We start from the raw sequence: 16517 nt of genomic DNA on the forward strand, positions 1-16517 counted from the left end.
AGGCGTAATATTTTAATTAATATGCATATCGATACTTCGTATTCGTTAATCTGAAAGCTATTTACAAAAGGTTAATTCAGATTGTAAACCGTCAAAATTTCACATTGAATAGCATCTTTTTCAATGGAACTAATAATACTTGGGCCTGATACTTCAGCACAAATCAACATCACTTTTGGAGCGTTATTTAACAAATCAAAATGACTTTGTACCTTAATAGAACCGACATACTCGCCAACAATGCCGTTATCAATAATTAAATGTGGTTTTATTGCTCTTTGCGACAATATTTTTTGTAGCGTAGTACTCACATGTCCTCGAGCACCATAAATACCGAAAGATATGTTATTTTTTGAAAGCTTTTCAACTAACAAAGTAATCTTTGACTCAAACAAACTTGTTAACGTAAAGTCATCAAACTTAGATGCTATTACAAACTCATTTAAGGGAGTTAACTCAACGCCATAACTATCAGGTTGAGTTTCAACGTTACAATCAGTGAAAATATTGTTTTTCCAATCTAAAAAAGAGTGAAGCTTTGAAGAGGGAATTAGAACACCCTCAATAGGTATTTTTTCGCTATTTAACTCAATAATACGGGATATTTTTTCTAGAAATTGGGGGTATTTACACTGCCAATAATTATAGTCGCGGTGTTGATCAAAGAACTCCCAAAAAACATTATTGGCATCATCAGTATGCAAATGGTTTTTTTGATGCGTTGAAAAATTTATTGAAAAATTTATTTTAATAAATGAGTCAGGAGAAGCGTTAGATAAATTGTAATTTGTATAATCGCAATAATTATCTGAAAAACCATCGTTAATAAAATGCAGATAATCACATCTCTTTGCTAATTGCAGCACCTTATTAGTGAAGTCTTCTTGGTTCTCAAATAAGCTATATCGCACTTTTTCTACTTTAACTTGAGATAACTCGCTCACTGCGCTTAAATCATTTTTTTTGGCATGCTCAATTATTTTTTGTAAGCGAGCATCCATACTATGTAGTTTTTCATAAGGTTCTATTTGAACTTTGTTATCATCTCTATTTAAAACATCAGAAATAACATAATCAAGCTCGTAAAGTTCTTTGTAATAAACAACGTGCGGAACAGGACCAATCGTTTGTAGCAATTCACTATTGAAATTAGTTAATTGAATATTACGGGTACCCAACACTTCAAAATGACGCAATTTCACTTGAGGTTTAGGGCTTTCTGAGTCTGATGACCATGCAGGGTTTAAAACTATTTTTGCAGAACAAATTACCTTAGGCAATTCCTCCCCTGTTACCGCTCCTAGCCAATACTTAGCAAGCGTAGGGTGACGTTGCCATCCATAACCATAGATAGCAAAGCTCCAACCGTTAAGCTCAACCAACTTAACTATTTCTTCTAAAAAAGCGGTTCTAGCTTGTCCATCTTCTTTTAATGATTTGTGTTTACCGACAAAAATCAGATCATATTTTTTAGCTATATTTAAGCTCGAAAAAATCCTAGGGTTAAACCCCCAGGGTGCATGTATAACATCACACTTATCATTATTTTCCAGTCTTCTTAAGCAACCTTGCTCAGAGTGTGTTCCAATCACATCATAATGATGATCATACTTTAGGTTATCATTGAACCAATACTCAGGTTCATCATCAGGATAAAAAGCAGCGGTTTTGATACCTAAATTACGTATCTCTGTAAAAAAGCATTCACTAAAACTGCCTTTTATCCAATCATGATAGAAAAAAACTGTTGTCACATGATTATTTTCAATTTGTTGAAAAATAATATTTTCTGTTTTTTTTAAACCTAAGTATAAAATTAACGGCAGTGCATTAACCGTAGTAATACTGTCACCATATATGTGCTTAAGAGGTTCCCGACAATTATCATGAATATATTCTATGTTAAATGCACCTATCGCTAAAATCATATTATTTCTCAATCACTTTTCCAGACATCGTGACCCTAGTAACTGCAGTACCTATAAAGCAGTTAGCTAAAGCATCAACCTGTTCATAACCTTCACCATCATCATTTGAATAAGGTGTGATAACATCACTAACAACTCCCAATGTACTAATTTCATTAATGAATGAGCTTAAGCTAGCCAGCTCAAAGTTATATACATTGTCAAAGGTATACATTTCATTAGGTTTTAGTAACTTATTAAAGTTATCTTTAAATCGTTCGTGACAAATGACCACAACTTCTCTTCCTGCAGATTGAACCGTTTCAATAAGAAATTTTGTAAAATTCAAATGAGCAGATTGAAAAATAGCGACTTTTCCATTGCCCTTTTTAGTTGCGAGTAACTCGATCACTTTTTGATCAAAACTTCCATCACGGAGATATTTAGCCCAGCGCGATTCATTGAAACGTCTATAAGCCTCCTTGACATAAAACTCCAGCTCTTCACCAGTGAAATGCTCTGTTCTTGAGACTGCTTTCGTTGACCCGACATAATCTTTCCAGTCTTCACTCGTCAGCCAGCCATTTTCCTTATACATGTCATACATTACGGTCCCGGGATAAGGAGTCGCAATTGAGAATTGGGCGGTATCACAAGGCAATCGACAAGCGAGTGCAATGGTATCTTCAATTGTTTCTACGGTATCTAAAGGTAAGCCAAAGGTGAACGTTAAATGAACTTTTATGCCTCTGGCGGCTGTCATTTCAATACCTTTTATCACTTTCTTTAAGTCAATTTGCTTATCGGCAGCATCAAGAACTTGCTGAGAAGCGGACTCAACGCCATACTTAACACTGAACATGCCAGCTTCAACCAGAGCATCTAATTGTTCATCATCGACCAGATCGGCACGGCCCATTGATCCCCAAGGAATGGTATGCAAATTATTTTTTCTAATTAAGTTTGCGAGATCGATAACGTTGCGACGGTTTACGTTAAATGTATCGTCATCGATATAGAAACTTTTATAATCCACTTTTTCCAAATTAGCTTTTATTTCATCTACTACATCTTGAGGCGAACGTTTACGGAATTTTCCGCTTTTATAAAACATTTGTGGCCACACACAAAAAATACAGCCATAAGGGCACCCTCGGGTCGACATCAGTTGTAACTGAGGCCGTTTTAAACCACAAACACCATCGAAATAGTTTTCTGCTGGCACACCATCTTCTCGCTCCGCCCAAGGTAATTCATCTAGCTTGATTAATTTCCCAAATTCATTCTTCTGAGCCCCAATTAAATCATTTCTGAAAATTAACCCCGGAACCTCTGAAATTGACTCACCGGCTCTGAGCCTATCAAGCAGAGTAATAACGGATCCTTCATATTCACCGTATACAACATAATCAAGTTCTTTATGTGCCAATAGAAACTGTGTTTCTTCAAGCTCAGTATGGAGGCCAGTAAACACAACTTTAACCGACGGCTGAATTTTACGTACATTACGCACAATTTCTAAATCATGCTCTAATGTTGCAGAAGCTGTTTCAATGATGAAAAAATCAGGCATAAACTCAGTAATAAAATTATAAAATGATTCGTAAGTTTCACCTAAGGCAATAGAGTCTCTCGTATAAGCATCAAAGCCATGTCTTTTGGCAAGCGCTCCCGCCGTAGCAAGCCAAAATGGGAATGGAAGGTATCCGCCTATTAATTCCGGGATTATTCCATCAACAGGCTCATGTTTAGCGTACTCAAAAGTATGTGGCCATCGAGAACCAGCTCGAACGCCACGCCAGCCTAAATTACCATCAACAGGTTTTTCATGCCAAGGTGGATTAGAAAATAGAACTTTCATCTTTTTATCCTTTTATTTTTTATTTTTTATTTAGTTGATAAATATCTGGTGAATCTAAGCTGAATTTTTTAGTTAATGCATTTATCCAGCAAGATTGAACCAAAACTTTAAATGTGTGAAGCTCATAGGGTTCAATAACAAATATATCCCCAGATATGAATCTATCAGAGCTTAAAACATTTCCTTTCAAATCTTGAATTTCTACTTCTACTTCACCATTTATAATATAAAAAAGTTCCTGGGTATCCTTATGGTAATGCCCCCCCCGTATTATATTAGCTTCAGATTTAACAAAATTAATTTCCTCAATCTTCAAATGGTTACAGATTCCTTTGATAACCCCTCGTTCGTCTTTATTAATAAAATACGGATAAATTTTTTTCATATTTCAAACCTTACCTCACGCTCAATTTGCTTTTTTATAGGTGGCAACGCATATTTTAAAAACTGCAAAGTGTAATGATTATCAATTGATATATCAGACATGGGTAACAAATTAGTTTTTTCTCTGTTGATTGGAGAGATTAATTCACTATTGCCGACAAGTGATTCTGAATATAACTTTGCAAAATGGTATCGACTTATTCTTTCTCCAGAAAAATGGAGTGTTTTTAAGGCACCTTCCAGTGAAAGAATGAGGTTACCCATCATTTTTACAAAATGTAAAACTGACAAAGGCGAATAGTATGCGTCTTGATAGCAATCAATAACCCTATTCTTCGAGATAGACTCTGTAATAAACTTAGGAAACGCTGCCTGATTATCAAAAGGGGCACAAATCCTAACAATCGCTCCTTCTGCAGCACTTTCCCGTATTAAAGCCTCAGCAGAAAGCTTGGTTTTTCCGTAAACAGTTAAGGGGTTACATTTATCGCTTTCTTTATATTTTCCAGAGCTCCCACCAAAGACGAAATCGGTGCTTAAATGGATTATGTTGCAGTGTTCAGAAAATATGGACAGCAGATTTTTTACTGTAAGTACATTTATTCTGTAAGCTAAATCAGGCTCAAGTTCACTACGATTAATATCTTTAAAACCAATACAGTTTATAATTACGTCAATTGGTTCAACGAGTTTTTTAAATTCATCAACTTGAGGCAAACTTGTAAAATCAACACTTAACCCACTGCGAGTGTTTGGCCCATTTATCTCTAATATAGAAAAAGTAGGACCAAGCCCTCTAGACAAGATGCTGCCAATATAACCACTCGCACCAATTATAATTACTCTCATATTTTCACCTTCATTGTTTCCCATATAGGATTGGATAAATCATATAAAGGCATTATCTTTATAGAATCTTGTAGATGATTTATCGCCTGATATATTGAAGGTCCAGAAATTGCAGCTGAAATAAATAAGAGATCAGGTTTATCCAATAATTCTAATGCCTCTTGTCCTCTGACTTGCCAGTCTAAAAAGAACTGCCCTTTCAGACCATTGTCTATCAGCCCCCAAATATTCACAGTAGTACATTTACATAAGTGAGCCATTACAGTTTCAGACATGTCCCCGCGCAACCCATAAATTGCAACAGAAGCATTATAGGTTGATGCATATGTCAAGGCCTCAACAAGGGAATTAATATATTTAGGCTGATTGCCCAATTCCTTTCGGTAATAATTTTCATTAAGATAAATACTTCCGCAGATTGCTTTGCTAACCATTTTTTTTGAATAGAATCCATCGGTTATAATTGCTTGGATGATTTCCTTGGCATTTTTAGTTTTTATTAATAACCCAGCAAGGTTCACTTTGTCTGGTAGCTCTGGATATGAAAATAGTTCTCTTACTTTATTTTGTAGTATTATTGGTTGAGTGAGCATGCTAGAAGACGAAAAGCCTTCTAGCAGTTGGCTGTATATTTCTTCCCTGCGCGGTTGCACCCAATCTCTTTTGGGGTTATTACAAATACAATTCAGTCTAAAAGTTAATAATTCAGGATTTAAATCTAACTGGGGAGCTAAAAAAGCATAATCAATATCTACTTCGACCGCTTTGGGAATAATATGTAGATAATCATATTCCTTATAATTGTCCAAATATCCAGTAACAAACATCTCATTAATGTCATCAATACCTAAGAGTGCAACTTTTTTTCTTGAACTATTCAAAAAATCTATTTTTTTTCCAAATGACTGCTTTACCAAATAGTCAATTCTTTGTGACATTAAATGTTTTTTATGAGCGCAATCATAAGCGTTGCGACCAATCTGCTTCAATCTCAAATCATCACTCAATAATGCACTTAAAATTGGCTCAATTTCTTTATCATTTTCAAAAACCAATATCTCATGATTACTTTTAAAAAGAGCGCTTAATTCTTTGTTGTAGTTAGTAAGTTGTACTGCGCCACTACCTGCAACTTCAAAATGTCGTAATTTTGTTTGGGCTGATTGTTTTTGACCATCACTCGAAAATGCAGGATTGAATACAATTCTGGTTTGCTGTAATACGTTTAGCAACTGTTGCTCGTCGAGTTGTCCCCGATAATATTTACATAATTTTTTATTATGTTGCCAGCCAAAACCAAATATACTAAATCCCCATTGATGACGATCACACATATCAGCTAATTTTTCCAACAGGTTATCTCTTTCTTTTCCGTCTTCTATGTACACTCCTTGTTGATTAACTGATTGTTTATTTTTGCCAATAAAAACAACATCGTATTTATAATTTTCATTGAAATGAGGAAAAAACTGCTCAGAGCTGTATCCCCAAGGTAGATAACAACTGCGCTGTAGAGGGAATTGCTCCGCACGAAGCTCTGCACCTGCCTTAGAATGAGAGGCTACAAAATCATAGTTACCATCGTACTTTATATTCCTTTGGTACCAAATAGATGGCTCATCATCAGCATAAAAAGCACTAATCGTTACTTTATGCTTTCTTAATGTGTCAAAAAAAGAAGGCTTGAAATCAGCAAAGATAATATCGTGATAAAAAAGAACTAGCTGAACGCCATGATCATTGACTAAATCAAATATATATTCTTCAAGCCACTTTATATTGTGATCTGACAGTAGCGTGTTAACATCAACAGATATCGCATTGTCACCATATAGAGCTTTTATAGGGGTTAACCAATTGTCCCTAACATATGGATAATTAAATGCTCCTATCGCTAATATTTTTGCCATTACTTAATGATTTCCCCATCCAAATTAATACCCGCAACAATGCTTCCACCAAGATATTTAGCTACATTTTCGACTTCATCATAACCGGAACCAAAGCGATGGCTATATGGGATAACAACCCCCTCAAATTTATTTTTTTGAAGAAGATCGTCGATATTTTGCTTTAATGCATTTAACTCAAAATTGCTCGACTCAGAAAAAGAATGAATTCGAAGGTCCCCTTTAATTAACTCAAAGCTTTCATTAAAACGATGGTGTGTATACACACTAATTTGATAACCCAATTTTATTAACGCTTTAATCAATTCGCAGGTAAAGGAGACTCGAGCACTTTGCAAAACAACAATAGTCGCACCAGGTTTTAGCGTGTTACTCAATTTTTTTTCTAAGCGACTTATGAAGTTAGGGCAACCTAGCTTTCTCAGAGAATCAGCCTCTGCATATCGAGACATTGCATGCTGAACATAATACTCAAGCTCTGCGGCTGAAAAGTTTTCAGTCCTACAAACTGCACTTGATGATCCAACATAATCACTCCATTTATCAGAAACAAGCCAGCCTTCCTGTTTATAATTATCATACATAGTAGTACCGGGGTATGGCGTCGCAATTGAGAATTGCACTGATTCACAGGGTAGCTGGCAAGCTAGCTCGATAGTGCTTTCAATTGATTTCTTAGTGTCTCCAGGTAACCCAATAGTAAACGTCAAGTGAACCTTTATTCCCATCGCATGGGTTAGCTTAATCCCTTCAATTACTTTATCTATCGATATATGTTTTTTGGCATTATCCAATACTTCTTGCGAAGCAGATTCGACGCCGAATTTTGCACTGTGTAATCCAGCCTTATGCAACGCATCCAACTGTTCTTGATCGATAAGGTCTGCCCGCCCCATTACCCCCCAAGGATATTTGTTTAAACCAGCTTCTGAAATTTTTTCTGCCAATTCAATAACAAATTTTCGGTTAATATTGAAAGTATCGTCATCTAAATAAAAACTTTTATAATCACCGCCCTCCATATAAAAAGAAAGCTCACTAACGACATCTTCAGCATCACGTTTACGGAATTTTCCACCTTTATAAAAAATTTGTGGCCAAATACAAAACACACAGCCATAAGGGCAACCTCGCGTTGCCATAATTTGTAATTGAGGTGTCGGTAAACCAGAAGCAGTATCATTGTAATTTTTTAAACAGTTTTTATCTGAGCGATCTGGCCATGGTAAATGGTTAAATTTGGATACTTCTATAAAATTTGTTTTGTTAACTTTACCTAGGCTATCTCTATAAACAAGCCCTGAAACATTTGTAAGAGCCCCCTCTCCTTCTAATGCTTTCATTAGATTTAGCAAGGATCCTTCATACTCCCCATACACGATATAGTCTATTTGAGGATGTGCTTGCAAAAAAGAAGGATCTTCCAGCTCGATGTGAAGACCAGTCAAAATTATAACCACACTAGGGTCATACTTTTTTATTTTATCTATTATCGATAAATCATGTTCCAAAGTAGCAGAAGCTGTTTCAAACACCATGAAATCTGCATTGTAATTTTGGACAAAATTTGTAAAACTCTCATAGGTTTCCCCAAGAGCAATTGAATCGTGCAAATAAGCATCGTACCCATTTTCCTTCAGCAATGCAGAAGCAGTTGCCAGCCAAAATGGGAAAGGTATGTACGTTCCTAATAACTCAGAGACAATTCCATTTTTTACTGTATGAGAATAATATGGAAAATCATGAGGCCAGCGAGAACCAGCCCTAACACCATGCCAACCAGGTATTTTTTCTTGAGGTTGTTGATACCAGGGAGGGTTAACAAGTAACACACTTATTTTATTCATGCCCAGTACCACTCTTATTTTTACTAATTAAATATTCTACTTCTGCTTTTTTGAGGTCTTCAGCAACCATTTCTTTTACAAGTTCGTCAAAAGTAATTTCAGGTTCCCAATTTAGTTCTTCTTTTGCTTTTGAAGGGTCACCTAACAGAGTTTCTACCTCAGTAGGTCGATAATACATTGGGTCGATTTCTATAATGACAGAACCATCTTCGCTATATGCTTTTTCTTCTACACCCGTTCCTTTCCAGGTAAGTTTAATACTTAATTCATCTGCAACACGTTTAACAAACTCTCTAACTGAATACTGCTTACCTGTCGCAATAACAAAATCTTGAGGTTTATCCTGTTGCAACATTAACCACTGCATTCGAACATAATCTTTAGCATGCCCCCAGTCCCTTAGTGCATCCAAGTTACCTAAGTATAACCTTTCTTGAAGACCTAACTTTATTCGAGTTAATGCCATTGTCACTTTTCGTGTAACAAAGGTCTCCCCCCGTCTTGGCGACTCGTGGTTAAATAGAATCCCATTACATGCATAAATTCCATATGCCTCTCTGTAATTTACAGTGGTCCAATAAGCATACAATTTAGCAATAGCATAAGGTGAGCGAGGATAAAAAGGTGTTGATTCAGTTTGCGGGATTTCTTGAACTTTGCCATAAAGCTCAGAAGTGGAAGCCTGATAAAACTTTGTCTTGTTTTTAAGACCAAGAATTCTAATAGCTTCCAAAATCCTCAATGTGCCAACAGCATCTACATTAGCGGTGTATTCTGGTTGCTCAAAAGAAACAGCAACATGGCTTTGTGCGGCTAAATTGTAGACTTCAGTTGGCTGAATACTTTGTAACAATCTCACTACGTTACTGGAGTCAGTAATATCTCCGTGATGAAGGTGGAATGCTCTTCCTTTGACATGAATATCTTGATATAAATGCTCAATACGAACTGTATTAAAAGATGAAGAACGTCGCTTTACTCCATGTACTTCATAGCCCTTTTCAATCAATAACTCAGCTAAATATGATCCATCCTGGCCAGTAACTCCAAATATCAGTGCTTTTTTCATTATCTAATTCCTTTAACCAACCGAGTGATATGTAAAGAAAAAAACACGCATTTATTATTCATTATATTTTCCTCTAAATTCTTCAAATGCTTCAATTGCATTTAACACTGTGTCATCCATATTGAAGTATTTATATTTCGCCAAACGCCCAGCAATCAATACGTTACAAAATTCTTTAATTAAACATTCGTAATCCAAATACTTACTATTATTAGCATCATTCAAAATTGGGTAGTACGGAACACTTTTGCATAAATCGTGCCTACAATAGTCTAATGGGAATTCTTTAACGATGGTTGTACTTTGTTGAATGCCAGATAAATTGGGCTGTAAATGTTTAAATTCGGTGATACGAGTATACTTGTGCTCATTTGGATAATTTACAGTTGTCGCTGGTTGATAGTATTCTTTATCATGTTGTTCAAATTTAAATTTAAGGGAACGATAAGGTAATTCCCCTAGGCTATAATTAAATAGCTCATCCAACATTCCGGTATAGACGAGAACGCCGTTAAATTCTTCTCCCGAAACTAATATTTTTTTATTTATAATATCAAGCTTAACTAACTCACTTGCAGTACAGCTCAACTTAGTTGTGATGTTTTTATGCATTAATATATTTTTAACTAAAGCGGTATATCCCTTATCAGGTACACCTTGATACTTATCATGAAAATATCGATCATCACGAGAGAGCACAACCGGGACTCGAGCAGTAACTTCAGGTGCTATTTCTTCAGGCTTGCATCCCCACTGTTTACATGTGTAATTAACAAATAATTTATCATAAATAAACTTGGCCAGCTCTTGCAGTTGCGTATCATCTGTTTTCTTTAGTTCAAGAATTGGAACTTTTGCACCATCCCCATATTTAGCAATTAGCTTTCTCTCTAAAATTGAGGCTAATTCCTTAGGAAAAAATACATGTAGAGAGTTTAAATTAAAAGGAACAGGTGCTAGTTTTCCATCGATACTGCCTAACACTTTATGCTCATATTTATGCCATTTAGTAAACTGACTTAAATAGTTCCATACATTTACATGACGAGTATGAAAAAGGTGAGGACCATATTGATGGATACGTACGCCATTTGAATCTATTTTATCAAAACAATTTCCAGCCACGTGATTTCGCTGTTCAAGCACTAAAACTTTCTTATTCATTTGGCTAGCAAATTGTTCTGCGACTACCGCACCAGAGAATCCAGCACCAACAATAATGACATCATATTTTTTAACTTGCATTTATTTGAAGCCTAATTGCTTATAGACCAGTGAAGGTGAAAGTCTATTTTGATAAGTAAATTTATGCTTATCATCAAAAAACCACATACTATCTGTAGATTGAATAATCAAATCTAAAAACTGTTTTAGGTTACCTTTTTTTAAAAAATACAATGCGGTAGAGTAATAATGATGGTAAACCCCTTTTTGAATAACCGATTCATCAATACCAAAATTACTAGCCCTTTCACAGGCATAGCACATGTCATTTAGAGATTGCAAACGTCGCTCCACAGAGTGTTGTGTTTGTTGTCCAAAACTATCCTGATGAATACGATAGCGCCCTAGCATCTGATCGATAAAATCAATTGAGCCACCTAATAACGCAGCATGAGAAATATAAAAAGGATAATCTAGAATAATTTGTGACCGTTCAGATACAGACTCAAGTAACCGCGAATGATTTCTGAACATGACCGTACCTGCCTGCAAAAACGTCCCATACAATATTAAGTCATTAACCGTTGATTTAGTCTCTATGTACTGCCAATTATAATAATCTCGGCTATATTTCTTTAAAGACAAATTGGTATTAGAATCAAATACATCTGATTCATGATAAACCATGCCGCATTTTTCATGTTCATCTAGATAATCGACTTGGCATTGTAATTTATTTGGTAAAGCAAGATCATCACCATCAATATAAGCAATGTATTGACCTTTTACTGCTTTTAATAAGCTACGAATATTTTCTGCTAAGCCTTCATTTTTTGTCTTAATAATAGACTTTAGTTTATTGGGGAATTGTATTTGAAGATCACGAATAATAGAGGAAGAACTATCAGTTGAGCAATCATCTGACACAATGATTTCATAAACAAAATCAGTTTTTTGTTCGAGAAGGCTTAACAAACACTCCTCTACATATTTCTCTAGATTATAAACGGGCACGATGACACTTAGTTTTAACATGGGAAACGTTCTCTTTTAAAATAGGAAAAAGCATCTAAACCACTCACTCAAATAACTAGCTCAATAACTTAGTTTAGAAACTTTTAATAGTTAGCTCCTTTACTAAATCAACTCCATCCCACACATGAGAGAAAGCTAGTGCTTGCCCTGCCGGTACAACGCGTTTCATTGGTTGCGGTGTTGTTTCTTTCCAACTCAAGCAATCTGATTGGTCTAAGCCTGACATTGTCACGGTCTGACAATGTTCAAATAACTTAATTTCATCTAAGTGTTTAATTTGTTTACTTAATAACACCCATAAGCCTGTATGTGACTTTATGCTATCTAAGGTAAGGGATTCAACCTCAACTACTTGTATAACATCATATTTTTTTAATAAAGTTTTGTTTTTATTGATTTTTTGAGTATTAAGCAACAAAGGTAGTCTTTGCACGAATAATAACTGTGACATAAGATCGGCTACATCTAGCTTTTCTTGTGCACTTAAATGTTGACTCACTCTTTTCCAAAATTTATCTTGCAAGCCTTGTGCCGTATTTAACCAATAAATTACTTTAGGGGATGAACAAGCCTGTTGAAAGTAGGGTTTGATATCACGCAGTAGATTTTCGGATGCACTTTCAATGTCTGTTTCATCATCCAGTTGGATAATAGCTACGGAATATCGATCGGGAAAACAGATGTTATTTGAACTTACTTCTGACTCTTCTTGTAATATTGTTGAAAGTGGAAATTTACTAATATTTTCAATGGTTTGATCGCTTCCCCATATTACTCTTGCAGTTGAGCAAGCCGATATTTCAGCAGTCACTTGATCGTTATATTTATATTGAATAACCGTCATTAATGATGGCAATAAAATAATATTTGAAGACTCACTCAAAAATTGATTAATAAATTTTAATAGCTTCTGTGCATCTTCATTTAAATCATTACTCATTCTCAATAAGGTTTGATTGCCACACAATACTGAAATGATCATTGAATAGAAAAAGAGCGTATCAACATTACCCGGTGCGATATGAAAGACCATGCCTTTAGCTTGCAGTTCATCCGTTGGATATTGTGATTTTATTGATAACAGATGACTTTTTCTCAGCCAATACCCCGTAGCAACAATACTAGAAGTAGTGCGACCTCGAGACATTAAATAGGTACCTAATAGGCTTAATTCATTAATTAATTTATCTGAAAATGGCGTACAAATTAAGGTTGTTTCTATGTCACCTGAATGAGCTACTGGTAATAATATTTTGACAGGTATCGCTTTAAGATTGAGTATCACTGCAACCCCTTACTTCCGCTTTCGCTAATCGCCCATTAACTTGAAAATACTTGCCTTTTCGGCCACAGGTACAATTATCTTCACCTAATAAAACACCTAAATCTTCTGTTAATAGTGAATGCCCAGGATAACTAGAAGGCAGTAATGAGTTCACCTGAATAATGCCTTCTATTCCTGATTTTTCTTCAGTTAAGTCTGATTTTTTACGAATGCTGATATCACTCCAAATAGGGCAATGTAGATAACCAGCTTCACATTCGACATAAACAGTTCCAGTCTGCTCTACCATGCCATAAAAGTTATGAATTTTAGTATTGCTTAATACATGATTAAGTTCAGATTTAAATTCTTTGTTTGAAACGGCTTTATCCTGTAACTTTTTCCAACCACCACTATGTAATAAAACAGCTTCATCAACATCAAAATGAATATTGAGTTCATTAAGTTGTTGAATGAAATACTGCCAAATAATAAAGGTAAAACCAAAAATTAATATTTTTTTACGTTTATGTTTGTCAAAAAATTGACTTACTGCGTCAAGGTTAATACTCATATCTTCATTTAATGCATAAGTATGATCAAAACCAAACAATGACATACCTTGAATACCGACGCCACGAGCTGAATAAGAGAATTTATCTTTGATTACATTGGGATGGTCAATAATTAACATCGGCAAACGTTTACTGCCTAACCACTGTTTCATTATTGTCGCTAAGACTTTTTGTTGTCGCATAGCATTTTCTTTATCTAATACAATTTGAGAAACCTGCTGCGAGGTTGTACCAGATGAAGTGGTAATTCTAAAAATTTCTTGTTCTGTAATGCTTTTGAGTAGATGGTGCTTGAATAAACGAACGGCAAGCGCTGGTACTTCGCCACGTTGTAAAAAATCAGGGTAGACACTATCAATAATCGCACGATAGTCATCACTATGTTGATAATGATGTTTAGCTAATGTTAATAACGCAGGAGAAAATATACTTTGTTTTTCATTTCGCGCTAAATCATAAACTGGCAATGTCAGTAAGTTTTGCCAATTCATGACTTTTCCCTACTCAGATGCATTTGATCAAGTTGTTGATAATCTAATTTTCCTGATGTGAGGTAAGGGAACGTGTTTACGCAAATCCAATCAAAGTAACTTGAATGTATCGATAAATATTCACTCAATTGCTTGTTATATTGTTTCAACTGGCTTTGCTCATGAGATGATTCATTTAATAAATAACAAAATACTTTATCATCTTGACCTGTACAGGCAACACTGCGATGTTGTGCGGAAAAGTACTTTTCAATTTCATCTAAATTGATGCGATGTCCCGCTACTTTTACGATCCTTTTTAAGCGCCCGACTATTTCAAAGTCCCCCTCTTGGTCAAACTGTGCAAGGTCACCTGTATGTAATATTGACAGCATTAAAGGTAGTGCTAAATCATCGACCGTTTCAGCAAGTCCCATCATCACATTATCACCTTGGTAACAAAGTTCGCCAACAGCACCAGCAGTATCAATAACTTTATCATCACTTTCTAACCACAATCTTCCATTAATTGCTTTGCCAATCGAAAAAGGTTTTTGTGCTGTTTTAATGGGTGATAAAATCGTTAATCTTGCCGTTGCTTCCGTTTGACCATACATCACATAAAATTGGCTATTATTATCACTGCAATAATCATTAATAACAGAAACTTTATCAGCAGATAACTTCCCACCAGCAACCGCCATAAATCGTAATGATTTTAAAGGCAAACGAGGTAATGACAACTTTAATAACATGTCAAAACTATGAGGAACACCGTATAAGCACTGAATATTATGCTCTGTCATCAAGTTCCAAAAGTCGCGACTAACGAAAGAATGCTCGTTCAAAACGATAGCTGAACCTGAAAGTAAGTGAGTGTTTACAATCGACAAACCAAAGCTATATTGAAGCGGTAATGTCGTTATGGTGTTATCAAGTGACTTTAATGATAATGCTTGAACGATATCATGACAATTACTCGCTAAATTTTTGTAACTTAAGCGAACAAGTGTTGGACTACCGGTACTACCAGAAGTAGTGATGAGTATTGCTAAGTCAGGGTGTAATCGATTAACGTGATTACTAAGCTTTGTTATTTCGCCATTATCAATAAACAAGTTAACGGCATAGTGTTGTTGTAACTCCTGTAAACGGGCTTCATCGCTATTTTTATCGACCCACCAGATAACCAGTTTTAATTGTAAAGCAGCCAAGTAATACACAATGCTATTAATTGAATTGTGTGCAACCATCATCAACAATTTTTTTTGCTCAGGCTCCCCTTGTAAACGTTTATACAATACAACTTTAGCTGAAGTAACGAGATGATCTAATTGCAAGTAGGTCACTACATTATCAACGTTATTAACTCTTTCAATTAAGGCAATATTATTACCATACTGTTCAGCTAACTGTTCAGTATTCCAAAATGCACCATTAGCGCTCAAAGGGCTAACCCACCATCTACGGCTATCACTTGTCCTGTAATATAGGTAGCTCCCATTGAAGATAAAAACTGAACTATTGGTGTTATATCCTCTGGTTCTCCCAATCGTTTGAGACAAGTTTTATCAGCTAATTTACTTTTATCTTGTTCAGTAAAAGCAGATACTAACTCTGTATTAATCACCCCTGGTGCAATAGCATTAATCCGAATACCTAACGGGCCAAATTCCTTCGCTAAGGATTTTACTAATCCTTCAACACCTGCTTTTGATGCACCATAAACACTTTGTCCTGCGCTACCTTGATTCGCGACAACAGAACTCATCAAGGTGATCACTCCTTGTTTATTTCTCGACATCAACCGGCTTGCCTGTTGGCAAAAGACAATACTGCTAATCAAGTTAGTACTAATATCAAGTTGTATGTCAGCTAATCGAGTCATCATTAACGACTTTTGAGTTAAGATTCCTGCGCAGTGTACAAGTACGTCTAAACGTTTACATTGGTTATTAATTTGTTGAAATATATTAGTGATGGTGACGTCATCATTAACATCAGCAGGAATTGCATGAATAGGAACGTCTGAGAATTGATTCAATTCATCCATTAATTGATTAAGCTTTACTGGATCTCGCCCTGTGATGAATAACTCTCTCGCAACTTTTAGGTAGGATAAACAGATATCACGACCAATACCGCCATAAGCGCCTGTTATAAGAATAACCAATCTATACAC

The 16517-nt window shown here is 35.5% G+C and carries 13 protein-coding genes; all 13 read right to left on the minus strand.

Features of this window, described 5'->3' with window-relative positions; all coding sequences use genetic code 11:
• Nucleotides 1-71: 71 nt before the first annotated feature.
• The 13 genes from GQR44_RS08195 to GQR44_RS08255 all read right to left on the minus strand — a co-directional run bounded on the left by GQR44_RS08195 (nt 72) and on the right by GQR44_RS08255 (nt 16508).
• Nucleotides 72-1928 carry a hypothetical protein gene (locus GQR44_RS08195; RefSeq protein ID WP_166371106.1) on the minus strand — a complete coding sequence of 619 codons (1857 nt, stop codon included), beginning with the start codon at nt 1926-1928 and terminating at the stop codon, nt 72-74.
• Nucleotide 1929: 1 nt separating this feature from the next.
• Nucleotides 1930-3768: a radical SAM protein gene (locus GQR44_RS08200; protein ID WP_166371108.1), complete on the minus strand. Its 1839-nt coding sequence runs from the start codon at nt 3766-3768 to the stop codon at nt 1930-1932.
• A gap of 19 nt (nt 3769-3787) precedes the next feature.
• Entirely contained in the window at nt 3788-4153 is a 366-nt protein-coding gene (locus GQR44_RS08205; RefSeq protein WP_166371110.1) for a cupin domain-containing protein, read from the minus strand.
• Nucleotides 4150-5001, minus strand: coding sequence for a sugar nucleotide-binding protein (locus tag GQR44_RS08210; RefSeq protein ID WP_166371112.1), 852 nt, complete (start codon nt 4999-5001; stop codon nt 4150-4152). The genes GQR44_RS08205 and GQR44_RS08210 overlap by 4 nt, the downstream gene beginning before the upstream one ends.
• Nucleotides 4998-6911, minus strand: coding sequence for a glycosyltransferase (locus GQR44_RS08215; RefSeq protein ID WP_166371114.1), 1914 nt, complete (start codon nt 6909-6911; stop codon nt 4998-5000). Before GQR44_RS08215 ends, GQR44_RS08210 begins: the two co-directional genes overlap by 4 nt.
• Nucleotides 6911-8758 carry a radical SAM protein gene (locus GQR44_RS08220; RefSeq protein ID WP_166371116.1) on the minus strand — a complete coding sequence of 616 codons (1848 nt, stop codon included), beginning with the start codon at nt 8756-8758 and terminating at the stop codon, nt 6911-6913. Before GQR44_RS08220 ends, GQR44_RS08215 begins: the two co-directional genes overlap by 1 nt.
• The gene (gene gmd, locus GQR44_RS08225) at nt 8751-9827 is read right to left on the minus strand and encodes a GDP-mannose 4,6-dehydratase (RefSeq protein WP_166371118.1); all 1077 of its coding nucleotides are present in this window, start codon (nt 9825-9827) and stop codon (nt 8751-8753) included. Before gmd ends, GQR44_RS08220 begins: the two co-directional genes overlap by 8 nt.
• 54 nt (nt 9828-9881) lie before the next feature.
• Complete coding sequence (gene glf, locus GQR44_RS08230; RefSeq protein WP_166371120.1) at nt 9882-11072, minus strand: UDP-galactopyranose mutase; 1191 nt, start codon at nt 11070-11072, stop codon at nt 9882-9884.
• The gene (locus GQR44_RS08235) at nt 11073-12026 is read right to left on the minus strand and encodes a glycosyltransferase (protein ID WP_166371122.1); all 954 of its coding nucleotides are present in this window, start codon (nt 12024-12026) and stop codon (nt 11073-11075) included.
• Between the two features lie 73 nt (nt 12027-12099).
• Nucleotides 12100-13311 (minus strand): acyl-CoA reductase, encoded by a 1212-nt coding sequence (locus GQR44_RS08240; RefSeq protein WP_166371124.1) that lies wholly within the window; start codon nt 13309-13311, stop codon nt 12100-12102.
• On the minus strand, nt 13295-14356 hold the full coding sequence (locus GQR44_RS08245; RefSeq protein WP_166371126.1) for an acyl-protein synthetase: 1062 nt from the start codon (nt 14354-14356) through the stop codon (nt 13295-13297). Before GQR44_RS08245 ends, GQR44_RS08240 begins: the two co-directional genes overlap by 17 nt.
• Complete coding sequence (locus tag GQR44_RS08250; protein ID WP_166371128.1) at nt 14353-15783, minus strand: AMP-binding protein; 1431 nt, start codon at nt 15781-15783, stop codon at nt 14353-14355. The genes GQR44_RS08245 and GQR44_RS08250 overlap by 4 nt, the downstream gene beginning before the upstream one ends.
• The gene (locus GQR44_RS08255) at nt 15780-16508 is read right to left on the minus strand and encodes an SDR family oxidoreductase (protein WP_166371130.1); all 729 of its coding nucleotides are present in this window, start codon (nt 16506-16508) and stop codon (nt 15780-15782) included. The genes GQR44_RS08250 and GQR44_RS08255 overlap by 4 nt, the downstream gene beginning before the upstream one ends.
• Between the last annotated feature and the right edge of the window lie 9 nt (nt 16509-16517).

Origin of the sequence: Psychromonas sp. SA13A (assembly GCF_011378715.1) — a bacterium.
Taxonomy (GTDB): Bacteria; Pseudomonadota; Gammaproteobacteria; order Enterobacterales; family Psychromonadaceae; genus Psychromonas.

What these genes read in the sequence shown, in the direction of transcription:
- GQR44_RS08195 (WP_166371106.1), bottom strand. Translation starts at nt 1,928, where the DNA reads ATGATTTTAGCGATAGGTGCATTTAACATAGAATATATTCATGATAAT.
- GQR44_RS08200 (WP_166371108.1), bottom strand. Translation starts at nt 3,768, where the DNA reads ATGAAAGTTCTATTTTCTAATCCACCTTGGCATGAAAAACCTGTTGAT.
- GQR44_RS08205 (WP_166371110.1), bottom strand. Translation starts at nt 4,153, where the DNA reads ATGAAAAAAATTTATCCGTATTTTATTAATAAAGACGAACGAGGGGTT.
- GQR44_RS08210 (WP_166371112.1), bottom strand. Translation starts at nt 5,001, where the DNA reads ATGAGAGTAATTATAATTGGTGCGAGTGGTTATATTGGCAGCATCTTG.
- GQR44_RS08215 (WP_166371114.1), bottom strand. Translation starts at nt 6,911, where the DNA reads ATGGCAAAAATATTAGCGATAGGAGCATTTAATTATCCATATGTTAGG.
- GQR44_RS08220 (WP_166371116.1), bottom strand. Translation starts at nt 8,758, where the DNA reads ATGAATAAAATAAGTGTGTTACTTGTTAACCCTCCCTGGTATCAACAA.
- gmd (WP_166371118.1), bottom strand. Translation starts at nt 9,827, where the DNA reads ATGAAAAAAGCACTGATATTTGGAGTTACTGGCCAGGATGGATCATAT.
- glf (WP_166371120.1), bottom strand. Translation starts at nt 11,072, where the DNA reads ATGCAAGTTAAAAAATATGATGTCATTATTGTTGGTGCTGGATTCTCT.
- GQR44_RS08235 (WP_166371122.1), bottom strand. Translation starts at nt 12,026, where the DNA reads ATGTTAAAACTAAGTGTCATCGTGCCCGTTTATAATCTAGAGAAATAT.
- GQR44_RS08245 (WP_166371126.1), bottom strand. Translation starts at nt 14,356, where the DNA reads ATGAATTGGCAAAACTTACTGACATTGCCAGTTTATGATTTAGCGCGA.